The sequence below is a fragment of the Streptomyces sp. NPDC007095 genome (genome assembly GCF_040634475.1).
Lineage (GTDB): Bacteria > Actinomycetota > Actinomycetes > Streptomycetales > Streptomycetaceae > Streptomyces.
Genome location: NZ_JBEYFS010000093.1, coordinates 1 through 24,313, shown reverse-complemented (window position 1 = coordinate 24,313; position 24,313 = coordinate 1). Strand labels below are relative to the sequence as shown.

Below are 24,313 nucleotides of genomic sequence, written 5' to 3'. Positions count from 1 at the left end.
ACAGTGAACACACAGAGATGGCATGGACATGCCACAGCAAGGCCGGCGACGACGGCCCTGCTGGTCGGTTGCACCGCTCTGGCCCTGGCCGTCACCGGCACCACCGCCCAGGCCCAGGCCCGGTCGGGCGACCTCGGTCGAGGGACCCTCGCCGCCGGTGACGGCTGGGGCTCCTACGGCACGGGGACCTCCGGTGGTGCGGCGGCCGACGCCGCGCACGTGTACACCGTCACCACCTGGGCCGAGTTCAAGGCCGCGCTGAAGAACGGCGGCACCGCCCCGAAGATCATCCAGGTGAAGGGCACGATCGACGCCAACGCCGAGGGCTGCGACTCCTTCGCCGCGCCGGGCTACGAATTCGACGCCTATCTGCAGAAGTACTCCCCGGAGAACTGGGGATACGGCACCAACCTGGACGCCGAGCCCGACGACAGCCCCGAAGGCCTGCGCCGCGCCTCCGCCGCCAACCAGGACACCGCCATCAAGGCGGAGATCCCCGCCAACACCACCCTCGTCGGCCTCGGCAAGGGCGCGGGGTTCAAGGGCGCCAGCCTCCAGATCAAGGCCGTGGACAACGTCATCGTCCGCAACCTCACCTTCGAGAGCCCGCTCGACTGCTTCCCGCAGTGGGACCCGACCGACACCTCCGTCGGCAACTGGAACTCCGAGTACGACAGTGCGGTGGTGTACGGCTCGACGCACGTCTGGCTGGACCACAACACCTTCACCGACGGGGACCACCCCGACAGCACGCTGCCCACGTACTTCGGCCGGATCTTCGAGCAGCACGACGGCGAGCTGGACATCGTCAAGGGCGCGGACTACGTGACCGCCTCCTGGAACGTCTTCGCCGACCACGACAAGACGATCCTCATCGGCAACAGCGACAGCGCGTCCACCGCCGCGGTCGACCGGGGCCACCTCAAGGTCACCTTCCACCACAACCTGTTCTCGAACCTCGTCGAGCGCGCGCCCCGCGTCCGCTTCGGCCAGGTCGACTCCTACAACAACCACTTCGTCGCGGGCGACGGCTACTCCTACAGCTACGGCATCGGCATGGAGTCCCAACTCGTCGCCGAGCACAACGCGTTCACGCTGCCCGCCGGGGTCAGCGCGGCGACCGTCCTGAAGAAGTGGAAGGAGGCGCCGCTCACCGCGGCGGACAACTACGTCAACGGGGCGGCCACCGACCTGATCGCCGTGCACAACGCGGAGATCCCGGCGGAGACGCTGCAGTCCGGGGCCGGATGGACGCCGACCCTGCGGACCAAGGTCGACTCGCCCAGGGCGGTGCCGCGGATCGTGGACCACGGGGCGGGCGCCGGAAAGATCTGCTGACCAGCTGATCCGGTCGACCAGCTGATCCGGTCGACCAGCTGATCCGGTCGAACCGGCTCCGATCGTTCCAGCCCTCCCGGTCAGGCCGGAGCGGCTCCGCACCGCCCCTCACCCAGGGCGTGCCGCTCCGGCCCCTCGTCCCTCCCGCAGAGCCCGCGAGGCCTCTGAGCCTCGCGGCACAGCGAAGGAGCATCGCCATGCTCTCCCGCACCACCACACCCGGCCCTGCCGTCCCCGGCCGGAGAACCTTCCTCGTCGCAAGTGCCGGAGCCGCTCTCGCGCTCGGCCTCGCGACTCCCGCGCGGGCCCAGGCGCGGCCCCAGGAGAAATCTCCCTTCGGGCGTTACGGTTCGCCGTCCGCCCGGCTCACCGGGCGGACCCTGTACGTCCACCCCGGCGGCCTCGGCGACCACACCACCGTCCAGGCCGCCGTCAGCGCCGGGAGCGGGGCCGGATACACCCTGGTCATCGCGCCGGGAACGTACCGGGAGACCGTCGCCGTCGGCGTCGCCCGTACGGAGATGACCTGGATCGGCGCCTCCGGGGACCCCCGTGACGTCGTCGTCGTGTACGACAACGCCAACGGCACGCCGAAGCCCGGCGGCGGTACCTACGGGACCACCGGGTCGGCCACCACCACCGTGCAGGCCGACGGGTTCACCGCCCGTGGGATCACCTTCGCCAACGACTTCCTGCGCGCCGACCACCCCGAGATCACCGGTACCCAGGCGGTCGCCGTCAAGGTGCAGGGCGACCGCTCGGCGTTCGTGGGGTGCCGGTTCCTGGGCCACCAGGACACGCTGTACTCCGACTCGATCGCGCTCGGCACCTTCGCCCGCCAGTACTACCGAGACTGCTACGTCGAGGGTGACGTGGACTTCGTCTTCGGCCGGGCGACCGCCGTCTTCGAGCGCTGCCACTTCCGCACCCTGAACCGCACGGACCTGGCCGCCGCCCCGTACGGCTTCGTGTTCGCCCCCTCCACCGCGCTCGCCAACCCGCGCGGCTACCTGGTCACCCACGGCCGTGTCAGCAGCGAGGCCCCCGACGCGTACTACAAGCTGGCCCGCCCCTGGGTGCCCGGCTCGGACACCACCGCCCGGCCCATGCTGACCGTCCGCGACACCCGCCTCGCCGCCGGGATCGACGCGGTCGCGCCCTACACCGACATGGCGGACGCCTACCCCTGGCAGAGCCAGCGCTTCGCCGAGTACCGGAACACGGGGCCGGGCGCGGTGATCAGCGTCCCGGAGAACCGTCCCCAGCTGAGCCCCGTCGAGGCCGAGTCGGCGACCCGGGAGGCGTATCTCGGCGACTGGACGCCGTGGAAGGGGTGCTGAGATGCGCCGACGCGCCTTCCTCGCCACGGCCGGTGCGCTCGCCGTCCTCGGCGCGACTCCCGCCTTCGCGGGCGGGCGCCGGGTGCTGCACGTCCGCCCCGGTGACTCCGTCCAGGCCGCCGTCGACGCGGTGACCGGCGCCGGCCGGACGATCGTCGTGCACCCGGGCACCTACCGCGAGGTCGTGAACATCCCCGCCGACAAGGCCGGCCTGACACTGCGCGGTGCCACCCGTGACCCGCGCGACGCCGTCATCGTGTACGACCACGCGGGCGGCACGCAGAAGCCGGACGGTTCGGGGACGTACGGCACCGCCGGCTCCGCCACCTTCACCTCGGCGGCGCCGGGGCTCACCGTGCACGGGCTGACGCTCGCCAACGACTGGCTGCGCGCCGACCACCCGGACATCACCGGGACGCAGGCGGTGGCGGCGTACGTCACCGGGGACCGCTCGTCCTTCACCCAGGTCCGCCTGCTGGCACACCAGGACACCCTGTTCGCGGACACGACGGCCCTGACCGCCTTCGACCGCCAGTACTACCGCGACTGCTACATCGAGGGCGACGTCGACTTCGTCTTCGGGCGGGCCACCGCCGTCTTCGAACGCTGCCACTTCCACACCCTCGACCGGGACGTCACCTTCAGACCTGAGGGGATGGTCTTCGCGCCCTCCACGGCCCGCGCCAACCCGCACGGCTTCCTGGCCCTGCGCGGCCGGGTCACCTCGGGCGCGCAGGACGGGGCGTACAAGATCGCGCGGCCGTGGGTGCCGTCGTACGAGACGACGGCCTGGCCGTCCCTGGTCGTACGGGAGACGGAACTCGGCCCCGGCATCGACGCGGTGGCGCCCTACGCCGACATGCGCGAGGCCTACCCCTGGCAGTCCATGCGCTTTCGCGAGTACCGCAACACCGGCCCCGGCGCGGAGATCACCGTGCCGGAGAACCGTCCCCAGCTCACGGACACGGAAGCCACGTCGCACACGCGTGCGGCGTATCTCGGCGACTGGTGCCCGTGATGGCCCCGCACCGATCACCGCAGTAGCTCCCCCACCCGCATCGACGAAAGGACCGCACTCCATGTCTCGTCGAACCGCTCTCGCCCTCGGCGCCACCCTGGCGCTCGGCGCCGGACTCGCCGTCCTGCCCACCCAGGCCCAGGCGGCGACCGTCGTCGTCAGCACCACGGCCGACCTCACCAGCGCCATCAAGAGCGCCACCGCCGGCACCGTCATCCAGGTGCGCGCCGGCACCTACTACCCGACGGCCACCCTCCAGTCGACGGCCAACGGCACCTCGTCGAGCCCCGTCACCCTCCAGGCGTACGGCTCGGAGACGGTGAAGATCGACGGCTCGTCGCTGCCCGCCGGGGACTGGATCTTCAAGCTGACCGCCGACTACTGGAACGTCTCCAACCTCACCTTCCAGAACTCCCCGGACAGCGCGGTCGTCTGCCAGTCCTGCACCGGCACGAACTGGAACAACATCAAGACCATCAACGGCGGCGATTCCGGCTTCACACTCACGGGTGACGGCACCGTCAACAACACGGTCAAGAACATCGACTCGTACGGCAACTACGACGCCGCGGGCCATGGCGAGAACGCGGACGGCGTCGCCGTGAAGTTCGGCTCCGGCACCGGCAACCTGATCACCGGCGCCCGCCTGTACAACAACTCGGACGACGGGCTCGACTTCTGGTCCTTCTCGTCCCCCGTCACCGTCGAGCACACCTGGTCCTTCGGCAACGGGAAGAACCGCTGGGGCGACTCGGCCTTCGCGGGTGACGGCAACGGCTACAAGCTGGGAGGCGACGGCGAGGTCGTCGCGCACGTCGTCAACAACTCCGCCGCCTGGGACGACGCCGGCAACGGCTTCACCGAGAACTCCAACACCGGCTCGATCGTCATCAACCGCACCACCGCGTACGCCAACGGCAAGTACGGCTACTACTTCGCCACCAGCTCCGCGAAGCTCGGCAAGAACCTGGCCGTCGGCAACGGCAGCGCGGCCGTCTCCAAGGGGTCCTCCGTCACGTCCTCCGGCAACAACTGGGACTCGGGCATCTCCACCCCGTCCTTCGTCACCACGAACGCGTCGACGACGTACAACTCCCGCAAGTCCGACGGCTCGCTGCCCGCGACGACGTTCCTGACGACGGGGAGCACGACGATCGGCGCCACGATGAACTAGGACCTGTCCGGCCGATCACGGTGGAGGAAAGCAGCGGCGCCCTGTCGATGCCGGTGTGCGTGCCACACCCCGCGTCTCCGCCGTGATCGGCCGGGACAGGTCCTGGCTCTCAGCAACCGTCCCGTGCGGGAAGCGGCAGGGCCGACCGCTTCCCGCACGTACGCCGACGCACACTCAGCCCAGGTGCCACAGGGCGTACGCCACCACGCACAGGATCACACCGGCGAACGCCATCAGCGCGCCCAGGAACCGGAGATAGCCAGGGGTCGCGAAAAGGGTGGGCGACCCGCCCAGGCGCCCCGTCGCCGCCCAGCTCTCCTCGTTCTTGCGGCGAATCCGTTCGGAGCGCCGGGTGGTGATCCCCCGCACGTCGAACGCCCAGCCCACTCCGCACCAGAGGGCGATCAGGCCGCCCAGCAGGAACACGGCGAGGACGACCGGCGAGGGGCCGTGCGACCCTGCGGCCAGGTTGAATCCGTCAGTCAATTTTCAGATCCCTTTCGAAGTGATCACTCGCATTATTCCTGGCGGACTTCGACCGGCCACGGGCCCCCGGCGCCGGTCGATGCGGAGTAGTCCCCGCGCTGAATCTCGAGGAGTGCCTCGCCCGAGTAACTCTCGATGTCCTCCACATATGGAGTGAGGCCGGGGTGATGGCTGGAGAATGTCACATTGGCCGTGAGGACATCGTCGTCGAGTCCGCCCATCGAAAGGGAGACGTAGGCGCACACGGAGTTCTTTCCGAATTGGTCTGCCGCGCTTTCGAGGCATGCGAAGGAGTAGGCGAGACATCGGCGGAGAAGCTGCTCTTCGCGGCTTTGTCCGGATTCGGGAAGATCGTGGTCGGTCATTCCGCGACCGTTGACCGAGGTCTCTTCCTGGACCACGTCGAAGAAGGATCCGACCGTGCCCTCGGCCAATTCGGCCAACAGGACGGCGCCATCGGATCCGACTGTCCAACCTCGTCCGGCGACATCCCGGAAGGGCAACGGAATGTCCGGCTCGGACAGTCGGGTGAGGTCGGTCCGCTGCATCATGGCGGCCATCATTCTGTTCATGCGCATGTCTATCCCTCGCCCAGAGCGGCGAGTCCCTTTCTGACGGCCGCGATGAATCCCGGATTGTTCCCCACAGCCTTCAGTACTGAACGGGGGAGTCCGTCGAACTGTCCGGTCTCAAAATTGTACTGGTACTTTGCGCTCTTGTTCGTCTGGTCCTGGAAGTGCAGCTGGCCGGGGCGCTGCCCAGGGTTGGGGTTTTCTACGTCGATTCGGTAGGGCCCCTGATTCCATAGGGTTTTACTGGTGATCTGCGGACCGTTGGAGCCGATCATTCCCGCGGACTTGGGGTCGCGTATTCCGTACAGATCCCGCATGTCCTGAACGCGGTCGTCCACGGCCTTCGGGTGGTACGGGTCGTCCTTGAACGCGGGCTGGGAGCTGTAACCCTCCCTGAGTTGCGGGCAGGGTCCCAGGCCGAGCGGGTCCGACCAGGAGTACGGGTTGTGAACATACGCGGCCGGATTGGGGGCGGGCGCCAGACCGAGGGGGTCGGGCGAGAGATAGCGTGCGGTTTCGGGGTCGTAGTAACGGAAGTAGTTGTAGTGCAGACCCGTTTCCGGGTCGGCGTACTGGCCGGGGAAACGGAGGGGGCAGTCCGTGTCCGCCCTGCCTCGGTCCTCGGGGCCGGGGAGGCTGGTGCCCCACAGGCCGGTGCGCCGCTGCCAGGTCACCTCGCCCTCGGCGGTGACCAGTTCGGCGGGAGCGCCTACGGCGTCCGTGACGATCGCGTGGAACCGGACGGCGCGATCGCCCGTGGTCTCCTCGGCCAGCCGGGCCAGGAAGGATTCCTGTGAGCCGCGCGGCGTCGGTGTGCGCTCGGTCTGCGCGACCGGCCGGTGTGTGTCGGGGGAGTAGTCCCAGGAGGTGACGCGGCCGTCGGGGGAGACCTGTTCGGCCAGGCGGGTGCCGTCCCACGAGAAGTCCGTGCGCGCGGTGACCGAGCCGTCCCCGGCGAGGCGCACCTTGGCGACGCGACGTCCGAGAGGGTCGTACAGGTACTGCCAGTGCTCGCCGTCCGGGGTGGTCACCTCGGTCAGCCGGTCCTCGGCACTCCACGCGTACGTCCACGTGCGCCGCTGCCCGTTCAGGAGCATGCGTGCCCTGCGCACGAGCCGGCCCTGGGCGTCGTGATCGTACGTCGTGCGATCGGCACTGCGGATGCGGGTGCCGTCGAAGGTGCGCTCGCCGGGCGCCTCGTGAGCCGGGGCGGTGGCGTGTGTGAGGTTGCCCGCGGTGTCGTAGGCGTAGGTCTCGCTCCAGCCGAGGGCGCGAACCCGGGTGACCCGGCCTGAGGCGTCCAGTTCGAATGACCGGGTGCCGGAGGTGAGTTCACGGATCTCGGTGAGATAGCCATCGGGGCGATAGGCATAGGAGCGGTGCTGGAGAAGACGGTCGCCTGCCCCGTCTCCGGTGTCGGTCACCGCCTGGGACATGAGGCGTCCAGCGGGGTCCCAGCTCTGGGCGAGCTCCACGTGGTCGCCGACAAGACGCCGTGTCTCCTGGCCGGCCGCGTCGTACTCGAACCTCACCTCTCCGGCGTCTGTACGGAGTGCGACCGCGCGGCCCACCGGATCGTAGGTCCAGTGTGAAGCGAGTCCGGACGGTGTGGTGCGACGGGTGGTGCGCCCCAGGGCGTCGTAGGCGAACGCGGTCGTACGGCCATTGACGGTCTCGCTGATGGTGCGGCCCGCCGCGTCGTACGCGAAACCGATCTCGGCGTCCGCGTTGCTCGCGGTGGCCAGACGGCCGCTCGCCGCGTAGGTGTAGACCGTCGTCCCGCCGGTGCCGTCGCGCTGTTCGGTGACGCGGCCGAGCGTGTCCCGTGTGAAGTGCAGCGTCTCGCCCGCGCCGTTTGCGCGCGAGACGAGTGCGCCCGTCGCGTCGTGCTCGTAGGCGAGGACTCGGCCGTCGAAGTCGGTCTCCGCGACGAGGCGCCCCGCTCTGTCGTACGAATACGACCACTTTCGGCCCTGCGGGTTGGTGACGCCCGTGAGGCGCAGCTCCGTGTCATGCGTGAACGTGTAGGTCGTGCCGTCCGGGGCGGTACGGGTGGCGGGGGCGTCGAAAGGGGCGACGGAGTGGCGCGTGACGTTCCCCGCCAGGTCTGTGTGGGTCAGGAGATTGCCCTCGGCGTCCCAGGTCCATGACTCACGGGCGCCGTCCGGGAGTTCACGCCACTCAGGCCGGCCCTCGACCGACCAGCTCATCCGCGTCGTGCGGCCCATCGGATCGGCGACCCCTACGATCCGGCCGAAGGTGTCGCGGCGGATGGTGGTGACCTGCCCGAGTTCGTCGGTGACCGCCACGGGGAGCCCGGCGGAATTGGAAGTGACCACTCGTGTGTGGCCGAGGGCATCGGTCAGGGTGGCCAGATGACCGGACCCGTCGTACGTGCAGCGGGTCTCGGCACCGAGGGGGTCGCGGGTGGTGAGCAGATTGCCGCGGGAGTCGTATGTGTGGCGCCACTCGGCACCACCGGGCTCAAGCACGTTGGCGGGCAGACCGAACGCGGTGTACGTCGCGCTCGCCACCGACCCGTCCGGCAGGGTGAGCTCGGTGAGGTTCCCGGCGCCGTCGTAGGCGAATCGGGTGGCACGCCCCAGCGGATCGGTGACGGTGAGGGGATGGGCCCCGTACGCGTCCCACTCCGTGCGAGTGACGTGCCCGAGCGGGTCCGTCACCTCGAGGACCAGACCCTCGGAGTTGTACCGATGGCTGGAGACGCGGCCGAGGGAGTCGGTGTACGTCGTCATGGACGCTGCGTCGTCGTACGTCAGTGTGCCCGACAGGATGCCGTCGACGCCCTCGGTGCGGACGACCCGGCCACGCTCGTCGTACACGTACGAGAACCACGTGCCGTTGCGGTCGGTCCACCGGGTGACCCGGCCCTGTTCGTCGTACGTGAAACGCAGGGGCTCGCCGCTGGAGTTGACGACCTCGGTGAGGTTGCCGGAGGGGTCGTAGCCGTACCGCATGACGACCGTGCCGTCGCCCACCGGGCCGTCGGGGCCGTAGCGGGACGGGGCCTCGTCGAGCAGGCGCAGGGCCGTGATGCGGGGTCCCTGGGTGTCGACGGCCAGGTAGTAGCCGCCCGAGTGGCGGATCCCGAACGGCACGCCCTCGTCGTCGCGTTCGACGTCGATGCGGGCGCCGTTGCGGTCGCTCCATGAGTCCAGCGGGAGGTGTACGACGCCGAACGAGCCCGACGAGAAGGGGGTGCTGAAAGTGCGGACGACTCCGGAGACGGGGTCGGTGATGGTCATGACACCGTCGGGCTTGCCGTCCCAGAGCAGCGGCCAGCGGGCGCCCTTCACGGGGAGGGTCGGTACATCCGGCTCCGGTACGGGATACACGAGCCGCATGCCGTCCGCCGCCGCGAACACGACGCCCTCGCCGTCGATCTGCACGCACTCGTCGAGGGTGGAGATCCAGGTCGGGCCGAAGCAGACGCCGCCGCGGTAGGAGGAGAGGTGGGTTCGCTGGAAGACAAGCGGGAGGGAGGCCGGCAGCGTCACGTCGGTCTGGACCATCAGCATGGCACCGGTCGCCACGTCGATCGGCTCGCCCACGCACGGGACGCGGTCGGCCTGGCGGGCCGACGGCCCCAGCTCGACCAGGTCGGGGCGGAGGGACGGCGGGCGCAGCAGGAGGGGAGTGGTGTCGCTGAACGCGCCCTCCATGCCCGCCTTCAGCACGCCGCCGCCCGCGCCCAGCGCGCCGCCGAAGATCATGCCGTCCTTGGCGGCCTGGTTGACCTCGTCCAGGCTGAAGCCCTGCTGCAGACCGGTGACCATCTTCAGGGGCTGGGCCACTGCCAGGTCGACGGTGACCGACTCGATACCGCCGAAGGCCGCCGCGACCAGGGTGCCCGCCGCTATCTCCGCGACGGTGGTGGAGACCGCGATGCCCATGGTGGCGCCGAACTCGATGACGGCGTCGGCCGCGGCGACGGCGGCTCCGGAGGCGAGGCCCGCCGTGAAGAAGGCCAGCGCCACCCCGCCCGCGATCACGGCGGCGTCGATGCCGATCTGCGTCCAGAGTTTGTTGATGGCGTCGTCGATGGCGTCCGCGAACTTGTCCAGGGCCTTCGCCATCGCCCGGGACGACTCCGCCAGGTCGCTCAGCCAGCCGGCGTCCTTGCCCTTGGCGTAGCGGTTCCAGAACTTCTCGAAGGCGTCGATCGACTCGCCGGTGTTGTGGTGGATGAGGGAGGACGCACTCGTGTGCACCGGTCCCCGTACGTCGTCGACCGAGTCGGCGAAGGTGCGCCAGGCGGTCGCCGCGGCCCGCAGCGAACCGGAGTTGGCGTCCGGCCACCACAGGCCCAGCTTCAGCAGGATCTTCTTCGCCTCGTCCTCAACGCTCACCGGAACCGTCGCTCCCGGCCTTGTCGGCCCCGCCGGTCTTCACCTCGGTGAACATTCCCGCGATCAGCTGGTCGTTGTCGACGGTGCCGTCCGCCAGGTCGTTCATGGCCTCGTGGATGCTCACCAGGCCGAGTACGAGGGTGCCCGCCGCGCTCTCTATCTTCTTCTGCTGCGGTGAGTAGGCGTCCCCGAACTCCTTGCCCTGTTTGTCGTCGCCCCAGGGTTTCCCCAGGCCGTCCAGGGTGGTGACGAGGGTGGTGAGTGCCTTGCTGAGGTTCTTGGCCCCTTCGTGGAAGTCCGGCGCCGCGCGCTTCAGATCGGCGGTGTGGATGTGCAAGGACCATGCCGTCGCCGTTGCCATCACCCATGCGGCTCTCCCCGTCTGACGCATCGTTCGCATGTGCGTTCCGACCCCAGGAGAACCGGTTCAATAGAAGGCCAAGTCGACGCCACCTGCGGGCAATGCATCCAGGGAGATGCCGCCCGCGGGTGAGGTCTCGATCGGATAAAGCCTCTCGCATGGCATGCGTGATGCGCGTAGACATTCCCTGACCTGGTGCGGAATGACCTGGTCACCCATCACCCAGATCCGGAGAATCCATGCGGAAGTCCCTCAGAGCGGCAGCCATCGCGGCCGCTTGTGCCGTCGCCGGCGGTGCTCTCTACGGCACGGGCGTCGCCACGGCCGGCCAGTCGACGGCCAACTCGACCCACGAGCCCTACAACATCGGGCTCCTGGTCAAGGACATCGACACCTACTACGGCACCACGCCCGACAGCAACGGCGTGTACCAGGCGTCCAAAGACAGCCAGTACGCCAAGGACCTGTCGCGGCTGGAGTCGGACGCCAAGCGCTACATCGACAGGGCGGCGCACAAGGCGAAGCACCGGGGCGAGAAGCCCGCGGTCGTCTTCGACATCGACGACACGCTGCTGCTCTCCCTCGACTACGAGAAGAAGACCAACTACACGTACAACTCGGCCTCCTGGGCCGCGTACGTGGCCCAGGCGGACCGTCCGGCCGTCTTCGGCACCCCCGAACTCGTCGCGTACGCCGAGTCCAAGGGTGTCGAGGTCTTCTACAACTCGGGCCTGAAGGAGTCGCAGCGCGTCTCCGCGGTCGCGAACCTGAAGAAGGTCGGCGCCGACATCAACCTCGACGCCGACCACATGTTCCTCAAGGACGCGGCCAACCCGCCGGCCTACCTGAGCGCCTGCGCCACGGCCGCCGCCTGGAACTGCACCACCGTGCAGTACAAGTCCGGCACCCGTAAGCACATCGAGTCCCTCGGGTACGACATCGTCGCCAACTTCGGTGACCAGTACTCCGACCTCGACGGGGGCTACGCCGACAAGACGTTCAAGCTCCCGAACCCGACGTACTTCGTCAGCTGAGTCATGGGCTGAGTGCTCTCAGGAGCGGTCGGTCCGCACGGGGCGGATCGATTCCAGGGTCGGCACCACCGGTTCGATCGTTCCGTCGGCCGCGAACTCCATGCGGTCGACGGTGGTCTCCCGGTGCGTGCCGTCCCCGCCCGCCTTCCCGGGGCCGTCCAGGGCGAAGCGGTGGTAGACGATGTACCAGTCGTCGGTGCCGGGGACGTTCACCACGGAGTGGTGTCCGGTGCCCTTGATGCCGTACTCCGGGCGCTTGGACAGGATCGTGCCCCGCTTGGTCCACGGACCGAGCGGGGACGGTCCGGTCGCGTAGGCGACGTGGTAGTTCTCGCTGCGGGTGTCGTCCTCGGACCACATGAAGTAGTACGTGCCCTGCCGCTTGACGACGAAGGATCCCTCACGGAAGCCGGGCTGCGTGATGTCCCGCACCTTCGAGGCGTCGAACGACACCATGTCGGCATTCAGCGGCACCACGTACCCATGGCCGTTGCCCCAGTACAGATACGACTGCCCGTCGTCGTCCGTGAACACCGCCGGGTCGATCATCTGGCCCGTCAACCGGCCCTTGGCCACCAGGGGCTTGCCCAGCGCGTCCTTGAAGGGACCGGCCGGGGAGTCGGCCACCGCCACGCCGATCTGCTGCTCGGCACAGAAGTAGAAGTAGTACTTGCCGTCGCGTTCGGCGATCGCCGGGGCCCAGGCGTTCTTGTCCGCCCAGGACACATCGGGTCCCAGGTCCAGGATCACACCGTGGTCCTTCCAGTGGACCAGGTCCTTCGACGAGTACGCCTTGAAGCTCGTCCCGCTCCAGCCCGCGTAGCCGTCCGTCGTCGGGTAGATCCAGTACTGGCCGTCCAGGTAACGGACGTCCGGGTCGGCGTTGAGGCCGGGGAGGACCGGGCTGCGGGTCGCCGCCGCCTCCACCGTCCAGGTCCGGCTCGTCCCGTCCGGGGCCGTCACGGTGTAGGTGCGCGGGGTGCGGAAGTCCCGGTGTGTGCCCGAGGGCGGGCTGACCTTCGCGCCCGCGCCGACCGCGAGGGCGGGGGCCAGGTGCCTCAGGTCCGCGTCCGGCTTCATCGGCAGGACGACCTTCGAGGCCGACTCGGTGACGATCGCGTACCCGTTCTGGCCCTTCGCGGTCGCGTCCACGACCGACGTCCCGGTTGTCGGATAGGCGGCCAGCAGCCGGTCGTACTCCGCCTGCGTCACCGGCATCACCGTGCCGTGCCGGGGGCTCGCGGGCAGCTGGTAGTTCGTCGACATCGTCCACTTGCCCGAGTCGAGGTCGGTCGTCTCGAAGGGGACGTAACCACGGCTGCCGTACTCGTCGATGAACAGGTACCACTTGTTCTCGGTGTTGGACTTGAAGACCGTCGGGCCCTCGCCGCGGTCGATCGAGCCGCTGCCGATGCAGTCGGAGACGAAGTCGTACTTGGTGTTCGTCAGGGAGGTCGACTTCTCGCCGGTGATGAACTTCGAGCAGGGGCTGGAGGAGCTGGGATCGCGCTCGTCCTTGGTGTAGCGGTAGTAGCTGCCCTTGTTCTTGATGACCGTCGAGTCGATCACCGAGTAGCCCGGGTCGTCCCAGACCTTCGGCTCGCTGAAGGTGCGGAAGTCCTTCGTGGTGGCGTACAGCATCTTGTTGTACGTCGATCCGGTGTGGTCCGGGTCGTCGTCGGCGTACAGCTTGGACGCCCAGAAGACGACGTACTCGCCGAGCGAGTCGTCCCAATAGGCCTCCGGCGCCCAGGTGTTGCCCGCGTTGTCGGGGGCCACCTTCACCAGGCGCTGGTCGGTCCAGTGCACCAGGTCGGTGGACTCCCAGATCATGATGGACCTGCTGCCGTGCCGCTGCACGTAGTCCCAGCTGCCGCTGGAGTTCTGGTACATCTTCAGGTCGGTGGCGATGAGGAAGAACTTGTCGCCCTCGGGGGAGCGGATCACGAAGGGGTCGCGCAACCCCTTCTCCCCGATGGTGGAGGTCAGGACGGGACTGCCCGCGTTCAACTCCCGCCAGTGCAACGGGTCGTTGCCGCGGCTCAGGGCGTAGCGGATCTGCTCGCCGTCGGCCGTGCCCTCACCGGTGAAGTAGGCGAAGAGATAACCGGCGTACTTCGGTTCGTTCACGTGCGGTGCTCCCGAAGGTGACGGTGACGGTGACGGTGACGGTGACGCGGGGCTCGGTGGGGCGGCCAGCAGGCCCAGGAGGAGCGCGAGGACGGGGATCAGGAGCGCGCGGGCGGTGCGGCGTCGCATGACACATCCTGTCGGAGTCTGGTGGATTCTGTGGGGGAAGCGCTCTCGGAGTGTTGCCAGTGGGGGACAGCGCGTCAATTGATGAAGGCGGCACGACGGCCAGCGAAAGTTTCGACCTTTTTCGTGAGCCCCCGGCAACGTTTCCCGCCACCGCGGCGACCAGGGAGCAGAGGCGGGCCGGGGCGGCCCTTTGGCCCGCTTCGTCTCCCGTCCCCCCAGGAAAGGAACGCCCCGTGCTTCTGAGCACCGGACGCCACCGCAGGACCCGTACGCTCTCGATCGCCGCGGCGGTGGCCGTCGCCGCGGGGGCGGGTGGCGTCTACCTCGGCCTCGCGAACAACGGCTCGGCGCAGGCCGCCGCCACCACGGTCACCGTCTCCACCACCGCGCAGCTCCAGACGGCCGTCGCCGATGCCGCCGCGGGTACGACCATCCAGGTGCGCGGCGGCACGTACTACCCGACGGCCACGCTGAAGTCGACGGCGAACGGCACCGGTTCCACGCGGATCACGCTCACCGCGTACGGCAGCGAGAAGGTGAAGATCGACGGCTCCAAGCTGGCCGCAGGTTCCTGGCTGGCAGGGATCTACGGCGACTACTGGACGGTCCAGAACATCACCTGGCAGAACTCGCCCGCCCAGGGCTTCGTCGCCACCTCCTCCGTCGGCGGCGTCTTCAAGAACCTCGTCACCGCGAACAACGGCGACTCGGGCTTCACGCTGCGCGGCGACGGAACGACCGACAACCTCGTGCAGAACCTGGACAGTTACGGCAACTACGACGCCGCGAACCACGGGCAGAACGCCGACGGCATCGCCATCAAGTTCGGCTCCGGCACCGGCAACAAGGTCACCGGCGCGCGCCTCTACAACAACGCGGACGACGGCCTCGACCTCTGGCAGTTCTCCTCGCCGATCACCATCGAGCACTCCTGGTCGTACGGCAACGGCAAGAACCGCTGGAACGACTCCGCCTTCGAGGGCAACGGCAACGGCTTCAAGCTCGGCGGCGGCGGGGCCTCGGTCGCCCACGTCGTGAACAACGACGCGGCCTGGGACAACGCGGGCAACGGCTTCACCGAGAACTCCAACACCGGTGCCATCGTCCTCAACCGCAACACCGCCTACGCCAACGCCGACGCGGGCTTCTTCTTCGCGACGGGCAAGGCGCGGCTCGCCAGGAACCTCGCGGTGAGCAACAAGGGCGGTCTGGACAAGCTCGGTTCGTCCACGGTCTCCGCGGCCAACAACTGGGACAGCGGCACCTCGACGCCGTCCTTCAGGTCGACGGACGCGACCACGGCGTACGGCGCCCGCTCGTCGAGCGGCTCGCTGCCGGCGACCACGTTCCTGACGACGGGCTCGACGACCATCGGCTCGACCATGAACTGACGTACCCCCGTACTGACGTACGAGGGAAAGTGAACGCCCCCGCCGGTCGTCACCGGCGGGGGCGTTCCTCTGACTGGCTCCGAGGGGGGCTCAGGCCAGCAGCTCCATACAGTCACTCACGTCCGACTTCCACGCACTGTAAGGGACGTTGAACGTGAGCATGTGGTTGTCTCCGCGCCACGAAGCCGTCGTGAGGGTGGGTGAGCGAGGCGAAGTCCCACTTACTTGTACGTGATGTCGGATGACGAGAACTTGCAGAAGGTTCCGTCCGCGCCGGTGCCGAGCTCGGTGGGCTCCTTGCCGCTGCTGTTCCCCTTGAAGCGCACGCAGGTCTTGAGCTTCTTCTTGGTGTCGCCGGTGACACGGATCTTCGACAGCGTCGCCGTGTCACCGAAGTTGGAGTTGATGCCGACCAGTGCCTTGCCCGGGGCGGTCGCGTCGATGTCGCTGAGCACGATCGTGCGCTTGACTTGCGTCTTGCAGTTGCCGCAGGAGCGCGCCAGCTTGCCGAAGTTCTCCACGTGGAAGCCGGTGACGGTGAGCTTGCCGGCGCCGTTGAACTGGAACACCTTGTCTGAGGCCTTCTGCGCGCCACCGCCGATGACGTCGTACCTCGCGGACGACGCCTTGCCCTTGAAGGTGGCCGCGTCCTCGCCGACGTCCAGCCACCACACGTTCTGCAGCGTGCAGCTGCCCAGGCAGTGGACGCCGTCGGCGGCGGGGGTGCCGATGATGACGTTCTTGAGGACCGCGCCGTCCTTGAGCTCGAAGATCGGGCCCTGGTTCTCCGACTGGTCGGAGGTACCGAGAGAACCGCTGCCGAAGAACTTCGTCAGCTTGCCGTCGTAGGTGCCCGAGACCGAGATCGTCTTCGAGACGGCCTTGCTGCCCTTGGCCGTCGGCCAGACGGAGCTCGCGCCCGCGGTGCTCAGCATCGACGTCGTGACGAGCGCGGCCCCGGTGATGCCGAGTGCGGTGACCCCAGCGATCACGGACCGCCGCCCGGTGAGGCGACGACGGTGCCGGACGCGCTGTTCAACTCGTGCAGTCATGAAGCGGATTTCCTTGCGGGAAGGGGACGTGTTCGTCTCCTGGTCGCCGCAGGTGAGGAAAGGGTTGCCGCCGTCCGCAGGTTTTTTTACGAGGGGATTTTCTACGAGTCGCCGTCGGCGCCGCTCGCGGCGGCGAAGTCACCCGCCACCGACAGCGACTTGTCCGTGGCCTTCGCGTCCGCCGAGTAACGGTCGTCCTTGGCGTCCCGGCCGCCGCGGGTGTGGTTGTACTGGCCCGCGAAGACCCACTGGCCCGCCGCGAGGGTGTGGCCGTCCTTGAGCACCCAGGTGTAGACGAGGAAGCCGTCCTTCTCGGCGACCGTCGTCGTGAAGTCGCTCTCGGGTGCCGAGCGCCAGGAGCCCGCGTCGCTTACCCCGCCGGTCAGCTTGATCTTCAACTCGACGGTGAGCGAGGTGAGTTTGTCGGCGTTCTTCAGGGTCACATTGCTCTGCGCCCAGAAGTCGTTGCTGTGCGGATCGACCGAGCCGTCGGACCACAGCGAGCCGTCCTGGTTGCCCGCGGCGGGCGCCTTGGGCGCGGCGGGCGAGGAGTTCGCGGCCGAGGGGGTGTCCGAGGGGGAGGCGCTCGCCTTCCCTGACGGCTTCGAGGCACCCGAGGTCTGCGAGGGGTGCGGCACGACGGGCGCGCGGCTCGTCGCGTCCGGGGAGACGACCGGGGTCGGCGAGACGGCGACCGTCTGCTGCGGCGGGTTGTTCTCCTGCACCGCCGCGGCCACCCAGTAGCCGCCGACCGCGAGGACGCCCGCGACCGCGGCCGTGGCGCCGACGACCCGTCCCCAGCCGAGCACCGGCGGACGCGCCGCACGCCGGGGACGACGCTCGGAGGCGCCGGACATCCCGCGCTCGACCCGGGCCAGGATGCGCGCGCGGTCGGGCTCATGCGCCTCGGCCGCCTCGTGCAGCCTGGCGCGCAGCTCGTCGTGCACGTCCTGCGCCTTCCTCATCGGTCCCTTCCTCCGGCTCCACCCGTGGGCAGCACACCGGCGTGCACCCGCATCGGGGCCTCGTCGGTGCCGAGGAGCCGCTTCAGTTCGGCCATGCCCTTCGACGTCTGGGACTTAACCGTACCCACGGAAACACCGAGGGCGAGCGCCGTGTCCTTCTCCGAGAGGTCGAAAGCGTGCCGAAGCACGACACATGCGCGCTTACGGAACGGCAGCCGGCGCAGCGCCTCCTGGACATCGATCTTCCCCGCTATGTCGGGGTTCTCGGTCTTGTCCTCGCGCTGTGACCAGAACAGCGTGATCCGTCTGCGCTCGCGCACCGCGCTGCGGATCCGGGTGCGGGCCAGGTTCGCGACGACCCCGCGGGCGTACGCCACCGGGTGGTCGGCCGCGCGCACCCGGTCCCAGCGGTGCCACAGCGCGAGCAGCGCGTCGGCCGCCAGATCGTCGGCGGCGTCCGCCTCGCCGGTCAGCAGATGGGCGAAGCGGGCGAGTTCGGCATGGTGCCGCTCGAAGAAGGCGTGGAACTCCACGGAGGCTGCGTCGTCGACGACAGTGCCCACGGCTACCTCTCCTTGCTGCGGCTTTTGAGCAACCGGTACGGGTGCGTGCGTATACGGCCCCCGCGCGCCATCCGTGAAGGAATGGTGCCCCTGTGGGGCGAGATGCGTGAGCGTACCAGCGATGCGTACAGGGCTTCGAACAGCGTATGGCGGGCCGAACTTGATTCCGTAACACGGTGAAAACCTGAAAGCGGTTCAACGCGGGAACAATCCAGCCAGCATCCGCACACCCAGCACGCAGGTCACAAGGAGTATCAGCCATGTCCGAAACCCAGAAGGCGGCCGACCGGCCAAGTGCCGCGCCACCAGCGGCGAACAGCGTCGACCGGTTCTTCAGGATCTCCGAACGGGGCTCCACCTTCGGCCGGGAGATACGCGGCGGCTTCGCCACGTTCTTCACCATGGCCTACATCCTTGTCCTGAACCCGATCATCCTGGGCAGTGCCAAGGACAAGTTCGGCCACCAGCTCGACAGCGGCCAACTCGTCACGGCCACCGCCCTGGTGGCCGCGGTGATGACCGTCATCATGGGCGTGGGCGGCAATCTGCCCCTAGCGATCGCCGCGGGCCTCGGCCTGAACGCCGTCGTCGCCTTCCAGATCGCCCCGCTGATGAGCTGGCCCGACGCGATGGGCCTGGTGGTCATCGAAGGCGTGATCATCTGCGTACTGGTCCTCACCGGACTGCGCGAAGCCGTCATGAACGCCATCCCGCAACCGCTGAAGCACGCCATCGGTGTGGGCATCGGACTCTTCATCGCCTTCATCGGCTTCGTGGACGCCGGTTTCGTCAGCCGCATCCCGGACGTCGCGAACACCACCGTGCCGGTGCAGTTGGGCGCGACCGGATCGCTGACCGGCTGGCCCGTGCTGGTCTTCTGCCTCGGCGTGCTGCTCACCATCGGACTGATGGCACGCAAGGTCAAGGGCGCCATCCTGATCAGCATCGTGACGATGACCGTGATCGCCGTGATCATCAACTCGGCCGCGGACATCAAGAGTTGGGGCCTGACCACGCCGAAGATCCCCTCCGACGTGGTGGCCACCCCGGACTTCGGTCTCGTCGGTCACTTCAGTCTGTTCGGCGGCTTCGGCGAGACCGGCGCCCTGACCGTCGTCCTGCTGGTCTTCACCCTGATCCTGTCGGACTTCTTCGACGCCATGGGCACGATCGTCGGCATCAGCGCCGAGGCCGGACTGCTCGACGAGGAGGGCAAGGTGCCCGGCATCGGCCGGGTGCTGTTCATCGACGGCGCCGCGGCCGTCGCGGGCGGCGCGGCCTCCGCCTCCTCCAACACCGCCTACATCGAGTCCGCGGCCGGCGTCGGCGAGGGCTCGCGCACCGGCTTCTCGAACCTCATCACCGGCGGCATGTTCGCCCTCGCCCTGTTCCTGACCCCGCTGCTCACCATCGTCCCGCTGCAGGCGGCGGCCCCCGCCCTGGTCGCGGTCGGCTTCCTGATGATGACGCAGGTCAAGCACATCGAATGGGACAGCTACGAGATCGCGATCCCCGCGTTCCTGACCATCGCGGCGATGCCGTTCACCTACTCGATCACCAACGGCATCGGGGCCGGTTTCGTCGCCTACGTCGTGATCAAGGCGGTGCTCGGCAAGATACGCGAGGTCCACTGGCTGCTGTGGGCCGTGTCGGCGCTGTTCCTGGTGTACTTCGCGATCGATCCCGTGCGGCAGCTGCTCGGCGTGAAGTGACCGTACGTGTGAAGTGACCGTACGAAGGAAGGGCCGCCCCCAGGGTTGCGGGGCGGCCCTTCGTCGTGCGCGGTGCGTCAGTTCTTCAGCGCCGCCCGCATCATGGCCTTGGCCACCGGTGCCGCCAGGCCGTTGCCGCTGACCTCGGACCTCGCCGCGTCGGACTGCTCGACGATGACCGCCACGGCGACCTCCTTGCCGTTCGAGTCGGACTTCGCGTACGACGTGAACCAGGCGTACGGAGTCTTGCTGTTCTTCTCGCCGTGCTGGGCCGTACCGGTCTTGCCGCCCACGGTCGCGCCGGAGATCTTCGCGTTCGTGCCCGTGCCCTCGGTGACGACCGTCTGCATCGCGGACTGGAGCTGCTCGGCGGTCGTCGAGCTGACGATCTCCTTGGTCTGGGTGCTGTCGTCGTAGTTCTTCACCACGTTGCCGCTCGCGTCACTGGTCTGCGACACCATGTGCGGCGAGACCAGCTTGCCGCCGTTGGCGATGGCGGCCGACACCATGGCCATCTGCAGCGGGGTCGCCGTGACGTCGTACTGGCCGATGCCGGTCAGCGCCGTGGACGACTTGTCCATGTTCGAGGGGTAGACGCTCGGGTACGCCCGCACCGGCACGTCCTGCGAGCTGTCGTTGAAGCCGAACTTCTCCGCCATCGCCTTGACCTTGTCCTGCCCGAGGTCGACAGCCATCTTCGCGAAGACGTTGTTGCACGAGTACTGGAGCGCCACCCGGATCGAGGCGTCCTTGCAGGGCGCGGAGGCGCTCTCGTTCGACAGGTCGGTCCTTGTGTTCGGCAGTGTGTACGGGTTCGGGCTGTCCGTGCCGGTGTCCACGTTCTTGTACAGCCCGTCCTCCAGCGCCGCCGCCGCGACCACCAGCTTGAACGTCGACCCAGGGGGCAGCGGCTGTCGCAGCGCCCGGTTGGTCATCGGCTTGTCCGCGTCCTTCGTCAGCTTCGTCCAGGCGGCGGAGTCGCCGGCGCTCAGCCGAGAGGGGTCGTACGACGGAGTGGAGACGACCGCGAGGATCTTGCCGTTCGTCGGGTCGATCGCGACGGCCCCGCCCTTCTTGCTGCCGAGCGCCGCGTACGCCGCCTTCTGCACGTCCGGGTCGATGGTCGTGACCACGTCACCAGGGCTGGCACGCTTGTTGGTGATCGTGTCGAGGGGGTTCTTCAGCTGGGTGTCCGTACCGTCGAGCAGATTCTTGTAGACGCCCTCCAGCTGGGTCGCCCCGAACACCTGGGAGCTGTAGCCCGTGACCGCCGCGTACAGACTGCCGTCGGTGTACGTCCGCTTGTACTTGAGGTCGCTGCCCTTCGTCTGCGCGGAGCCGGTGATCGCCCGGCCGGCCACGATGATGTTCCCGAGCGGGTTCGCGTACTGCTCGATCGCGTTCCGTCGGTTGCTCTTGTCGTCCGCGAGTGCCTTGCCGTCGTAGAACTGCACCCAGGTCGCCCTGACCAGCAGGGAGAGCACGAGCAGCAGAGTGAAGACGGCGGCACGCCTGATCGTCTTGTTCATCCCGCTCAGAAGGACGAGCGGACGGGAGTGAATCGTTCCCTTCCGCTCGCATTTCTCATGCGCTGTTCATGAAATCCGGCTCAGCCCGTCAGGGTGAGTACGACCTCGTCCGTGTCCTCGCCGCGCGCGTGCGCGTACCCCCGGGCGTTCGCGGTGACCCGGAACCCGCACTTCTCCAGAACCCGCCGCGACCCCGCGTTGTCGGCCGCCGCCCGCGCGTGCAGCGGGCGTTCGGGCACCTCGGCCAGCAGGTTCCACAGCGCGGCCGTCGCGATGCCCCGGCCCCAGTACGCACGGTCGATCCAGTAGGTGACCTCGCGCTCGCCGGGCTCCCCGTACACCGCGGCGCTGCCCACGACGTCGCCGTCCGCGAGGATCGTGCGCGGCACCACGTCGGACGAGGCGCGGACTCGCTTCCAGTGGGCGTCGAAGGCGTCCCGGTCGGCCGGGTCCTCGGCGGTGAAGGCGGCCATCTGCAGGGACTCGGGGTCGTTCATCAGCCGGAAGAAGACCGGCAGATCACTGTCGTGTACCGGGCGGAGCGAGATCTCCATCGTCAGAGCCTCCGGGTGGCGAGGGTCAGCCGGTCGCGGGCGTCGAACAGGGCGTCCTTGACCATCTGTTCGTGCGCGGGGGTGAGCCGGGCCACCGGGACCGAGCAGCTGATCGCGTCCCGGGCGGGGGTGCGGTAGGGGATCGCGACGCCGAAGCAGCGCAGCCCCAGCGTGTTCTCCTCACGGTCCACGGCGAAGCCCTGCTCCCGGACCTGGTGCAGCTCCTCGATGAGCTTCTCCCGGTCGGTGATGGTGTGCTCGGTCAGGGCGGGGAGCGTCTCGGGCAGCATCTTTCGGACCTGCTCGTCGGTGTGGGTGGCGAGCAGCGCCTTGCCGAGCGAGGTCGAGTGCGCGGGGAGCCGGCGGCCCACCCGGGTGAAGGGGCGCAGGTAGTGCTGCGACTGGCGGGTGGCCAGGTACACGACGTTCGTGCCGTCCAGGCGTGCCAGGTGGATGGTCTCCGTGGTGTCGTCGGAGAGCCGGTCCAGGGTGGGGCGGGCCGCGGCGACCACCTCGTCGCCGTCGATGTACGAGGTGCCGACCAGCAGCGCCCGTACGCCGATGCCGTACCGCGTGCCCGTCGCGTCCGTCTCGACCCAGCCGAGCTCCACTAGGGTGCGCAGCAGCATGTAGAGGCTGGATTTCGGATAACCGACGGCCTCCTGGACCGCGGCCAGGGAGTGCATACCGGGCCGGCCCGCGAAGTACTCGAGCAATTCCACGGTCCGTACCGCGGACTTGACCTGCGCTCCGCCGCCTGTCTCGCCTGCCGACATCGCCCTTGACCCCCTCGTTCGACGGGAAATAGTCTCCGCATCATATTCACCATCAGAGACAGCGTTCAGTATATCGAACACCGCTGGTGGGTGAGACAAGAACTGCGGCATTACATCTGGAGGGACCCGCGGTGGCAGCAGCACCAGTCTGGAGTGTCGACCCCCGTACCGGGAAGCAGCGTGAGCAGGTTGCGGTGGAGGCCACGGCCCAGGAGGTCGACGAGGCCGTCCGCGCCGCGCACGCCGCCCGGGGAGCCCTCGCCGACCGCACCGTGCGCGCGGCCTTCCTGAGGACCGCCGCGGACCTGCTCGAAGCGGCCAAGGAACAGCTCGTCGAGGCCGCCGACGCGGAGACCGCGCTCGGCCCGGTCCGGCTCACCGGCGAACTCGCCCGCACCTGCTACCAGCTGCGGGCCTTCGGCGGCATCGTGGACGAGGGCGCGTTCCTCGACGTCGTCATCAACCACCCCGACGACACGGCGACCCCGCCGATCCCGGACCTGCGCCGCTACAAGGTGCCGCTGGGTGTCGTCGCCGTCTACTCCGCCTCGAACTTCCCCTTCGCCTTCTCCGTCGCGGGCGGCGACACCGCGAGCGCGCTGGCGGCCGGCTGCCCGGTCGTGGTCAAGGCCCACCCCGACCACCCGGCGCTGTCCGAGCTGGTCGCGGCCGTGCTGCGCCGGGCCGCCGCCCAGCACGACATCCCGCGCGGTGTCGTCGGCCTCGTGCACGGCTTCGACGCGGGCGTCGAACTCGTCAAGCACCCGCTGGTCGCGGCGGCCGGGTTCACCGGTTCCGTCCGTGGCGGCCGTGCCCTCTTCGACGCGGCGGCCGCGCGCCCCGTGCCGATCCCCTTCCACGGCGAGCTGGGCTCCCTCAACCCCGTCGTGATCACCGAGGCCGCGGCGGCCGAACGCGCCGAGGCGATCGGCGCCGGGCTCGCGGGCTCGATGACGCTGGGCGTCGGCCAGTTCTGCGTGAAGCCGGGCCTGGTCCTGGCGCCCGCGGGCGCGGCGGGCGACCGCCTGGTGAAGTCCCTGACCGACGCCGTCAGCGACACCGACGCGGGCGTCCTCCTGGACCACCGCATGCGCGACAACTTCATCGCGGGTGTCGCCGAGCGCGCCGAGCTTCCCGGCGTCGAGACCCCGGTGACCCCGGGCTCGGGCGGCGAGCACACGGTGAGCCCCGGCTTCCTGACCGTGCCCGCCCAGAAGCTCGCCACCGAGGGCGAGTACGACCTGCTCCTGGAGGAGTGCTTCGGCCCGCTCACGGTCGTCGCCCGTTACGAGGACGAGTCCGAGGCCAGCGCGGTCCTCTCCCGCCTTCCCGGCAACCTCACCGCGACGGTGCAGCTGTCGGCGGAGGAGGCGGCCGGCGAAGGCCGCGGCGCGGAGATCCTCGCCGAGCTGACCCCGCTCGCCGGGCGCGTGCTGGTCAACGGCTGGCCCACCGGTGTCGCCGTGGCCCCCGCCCAGCACCACGGCGGTCCCTACCCGGCGACGACCTCGACCTCGACGTCGGTCGGCGGTACGGCGATCGAGCGCTGGCTGCGGCCGGTGGCGTACCAGAACGCGCCGGAGGCGCTGCTGCCGGCGGAGCTGCGGGACGACAACCCGCTGGGGTTGCCGCGACGCTACGACGGTCGTCTGGAGCGGTAGCGCCGTCGGGGTTGTGGTTGTTCGGCGGCTGCGGGGCCGTTGTGGCTGGTCGCGCAGTTCCCCGCGCAACGGAGCAGACCCCGTCGCCCTGGGAGCTACCGCTATGGCTTACGTCAAGCTCCGCGCCCTGGCCGTCGCAGACGACTACCGCCGCCAGG

19 protein-coding genes are annotated in these 24,313 nt (G+C 68.9%); 8 read left to right on the top strand and 11 right to left on the bottom strand.

Annotated features, from left to right (window positions below):
* The first annotated feature begins 3 nt into the window (after positions 1-3).
* The 4 genes from ABZ656_RS28780 to ABZ656_RS28765 all read left to right on the top strand — a co-directional run bounded on the left by ABZ656_RS28780 (position 4) and on the right by ABZ656_RS28765 (position 4,870).
* Complete coding sequence (locus tag ABZ656_RS28780; protein WP_360271353.1) at positions 4-1,338, top strand: pectate lyase; 1,335 nt, start codon at positions 4-6, stop codon at positions 1,336-1,338.
* A gap of 197 nt (positions 1,339-1,535) precedes the next feature.
* Complete coding sequence (locus tag ABZ656_RS28775) at positions 1,536-2,678, top strand: pectinesterase family protein (protein WP_360271351.1); 1,143 nt, start codon at positions 1,536-1,538, stop codon at positions 2,676-2,678.
* A 1-nt stretch (position 2,679) separates the two neighbouring features.
* On the top strand, positions 2,680-3,696 hold the full coding sequence (locus ABZ656_RS28770; RefSeq protein WP_360271349.1) for a pectinesterase family protein: 1,017 nt from the start codon (positions 2,680-2,682) through the stop codon (positions 3,694-3,696).
* A gap of 61 nt (positions 3,697-3,757) precedes the next feature.
* Entirely contained in the window at positions 3,758-4,870 is a 1,113-nt protein-coding gene (locus tag ABZ656_RS28765) for a chondroitinase-B domain-containing protein (protein ID WP_360271347.1), read from the top strand.
* Positions 4,871-5,044: 174 nt separating this feature from the next.
* Here the strand turns inward: ABZ656_RS28765 and ABZ656_RS28760 are convergent, their stop codons facing one another.
* From ABZ656_RS28760 to ABZ656_RS28745, 4 genes are read right to left on the bottom strand one after another with little or no spacing between them, the layout of a single operon-like run.
* Positions 5,045-5,356: a hypothetical protein gene (locus ABZ656_RS28760; protein WP_101405868.1), complete on the bottom strand. Its 312-nt coding sequence runs from the start codon at positions 5,354-5,356 to the stop codon at positions 5,045-5,047.
* A gap of 32 nt (positions 5,357-5,388) precedes the next feature.
* Positions 5,389-5,907, bottom strand: a complete 519-nt coding sequence (locus ABZ656_RS28755) for a hypothetical protein (RefSeq protein WP_129592316.1) — start codon at positions 5,905-5,907, stop codon at positions 5,389-5,391.
* 29 nt (positions 5,908-5,936) lie between these two features.
* On the bottom strand, positions 5,937-10,298 hold the full coding sequence (locus tag ABZ656_RS28750) for an RHS repeat-associated core domain-containing protein (RefSeq protein ID WP_360271344.1): 4,362 nt from the start codon (positions 10,296-10,298) through the stop codon (positions 5,937-5,939).
* A complete protein-coding gene (locus tag ABZ656_RS28745; RefSeq protein ID WP_360271342.1) occupies positions 10,288-10,659 on the bottom strand; it encodes a hypothetical protein in 372 nt (123 codons plus the stop codon). Before ABZ656_RS28745 ends, ABZ656_RS28750 begins: the two co-directional genes overlap by 11 nt.
* A 239-nt stretch (positions 10,660-10,898) precedes the next feature.
* On the opposite strand from ABZ656_RS28745, the gene ABZ656_RS28740 reads away from it, so the two are divergent.
* On the top strand, positions 10,899-11,693 hold the full coding sequence (locus ABZ656_RS28740; RefSeq protein WP_101405871.1) for an HAD family acid phosphatase: 795 nt from the start codon (positions 10,899-10,901) through the stop codon (positions 11,691-11,693).
* Positions 11,694-11,711: 18 nt separating this feature from the next.
* Here ABZ656_RS28740 and ABZ656_RS28735 read toward each other — a convergent pair whose 3' ends face one another.
* Positions 11,712-13,952, bottom strand: coding sequence for a family 43 glycosylhydrolase (locus tag ABZ656_RS28735; RefSeq protein ID WP_360271340.1), 2,241 nt, complete (start codon positions 13,950-13,952; stop codon positions 11,712-11,714).
* 233 nt (positions 13,953-14,185) lie between these two features.
* Between ABZ656_RS28735 and ABZ656_RS28730 the strand changes: the two genes are divergently transcribed.
* Positions 14,186-15,343 (top strand): right-handed parallel beta-helix repeat-containing protein, encoded by a 1,158-nt coding sequence (locus ABZ656_RS28730; RefSeq protein ID WP_101405873.1) that lies wholly within the window; start codon positions 14,186-14,188, stop codon positions 15,341-15,343.
* Positions 15,344-15,564: 221 nt separating this feature from the next.
* Here ABZ656_RS28730 and ABZ656_RS28725 read toward each other — a convergent pair whose 3' ends face one another.
* The 3 genes from ABZ656_RS28725 to ABZ656_RS28715 all read right to left on the bottom strand — a co-directional run bounded on the left by ABZ656_RS28725 (position 15,565) and on the right by ABZ656_RS28715 (position 17,923).
* Positions 15,565-16,395, bottom strand: a complete 831-nt coding sequence (locus tag ABZ656_RS28725) for a pectate lyase (protein ID WP_101405874.1) — start codon at positions 16,393-16,395, stop codon at positions 15,565-15,567.
* A gap of 101 nt (positions 16,396-16,496) precedes the next feature.
* Entirely contained in the window at positions 16,497-17,360 is an 864-nt protein-coding gene (locus tag ABZ656_RS28720; RefSeq protein ID WP_101405875.1) for a hypothetical protein, read from the bottom strand.
* On the bottom strand, positions 17,357-17,923 hold the full coding sequence (locus ABZ656_RS28715; RefSeq protein WP_101405876.1) for a SigE family RNA polymerase sigma factor: 567 nt from the start codon (positions 17,921-17,923) through the stop codon (positions 17,357-17,359). Before ABZ656_RS28715 ends, ABZ656_RS28720 begins: the two co-directional genes overlap by 4 nt.
* Positions 17,924-18,183: 260 nt before the next feature.
* Between ABZ656_RS28715 and ABZ656_RS28710 the strand changes: the two genes are divergently transcribed.
* Positions 18,184-19,635 (top strand): NCS2 family permease, encoded by a 1,452-nt coding sequence (locus tag ABZ656_RS28710; protein WP_101405877.1) that lies wholly within the window; start codon positions 18,184-18,186, stop codon positions 19,633-19,635.
* 77 nt (positions 19,636-19,712) lie between these two features.
* Here ABZ656_RS28710 and ABZ656_RS28705 read toward each other — a convergent pair whose 3' ends face one another.
* The 3 genes from ABZ656_RS28705 to ABZ656_RS28695 all read right to left on the bottom strand — a co-directional run bounded on the left by ABZ656_RS28705 (position 19,713) and on the right by ABZ656_RS28695 (position 22,494).
* Positions 19,713-21,164: a penicillin-binding transpeptidase domain-containing protein gene (locus ABZ656_RS28705; protein WP_101405878.1), complete on the bottom strand. Its 1,452-nt coding sequence runs from the start codon at positions 21,162-21,164 to the stop codon at positions 19,713-19,715.
* A gap of 80 nt (positions 21,165-21,244) precedes the next feature.
* Complete coding sequence (locus tag ABZ656_RS28700) at positions 21,245-21,718, bottom strand: GNAT family N-acetyltransferase (RefSeq protein ID WP_101405879.1); 474 nt, start codon at positions 21,716-21,718, stop codon at positions 21,245-21,247.
* 2 nt (positions 21,719-21,720) lie between these two features.
* Positions 21,721-22,494 (bottom strand): IclR family transcriptional regulator, encoded by a 774-nt coding sequence (locus ABZ656_RS28695; RefSeq protein ID WP_028803360.1) that lies wholly within the window; start codon positions 22,492-22,494, stop codon positions 21,721-21,723.
* A gap of 131 nt (positions 22,495-22,625) precedes the next feature.
* On the opposite strand from ABZ656_RS28695, the gene ABZ656_RS28690 reads away from it, so the two are divergent.
* The gene (locus ABZ656_RS28690) at positions 22,626-24,155 is read left to right on the top strand and encodes an aldehyde dehydrogenase (NADP(+)) (RefSeq protein WP_101405880.1); all 1,530 of its coding nucleotides are present in this window, start codon (positions 22,626-22,628) and stop codon (positions 24,153-24,155) included.
* Positions 24,156-24,313 lie beyond the last annotated feature (158 nt).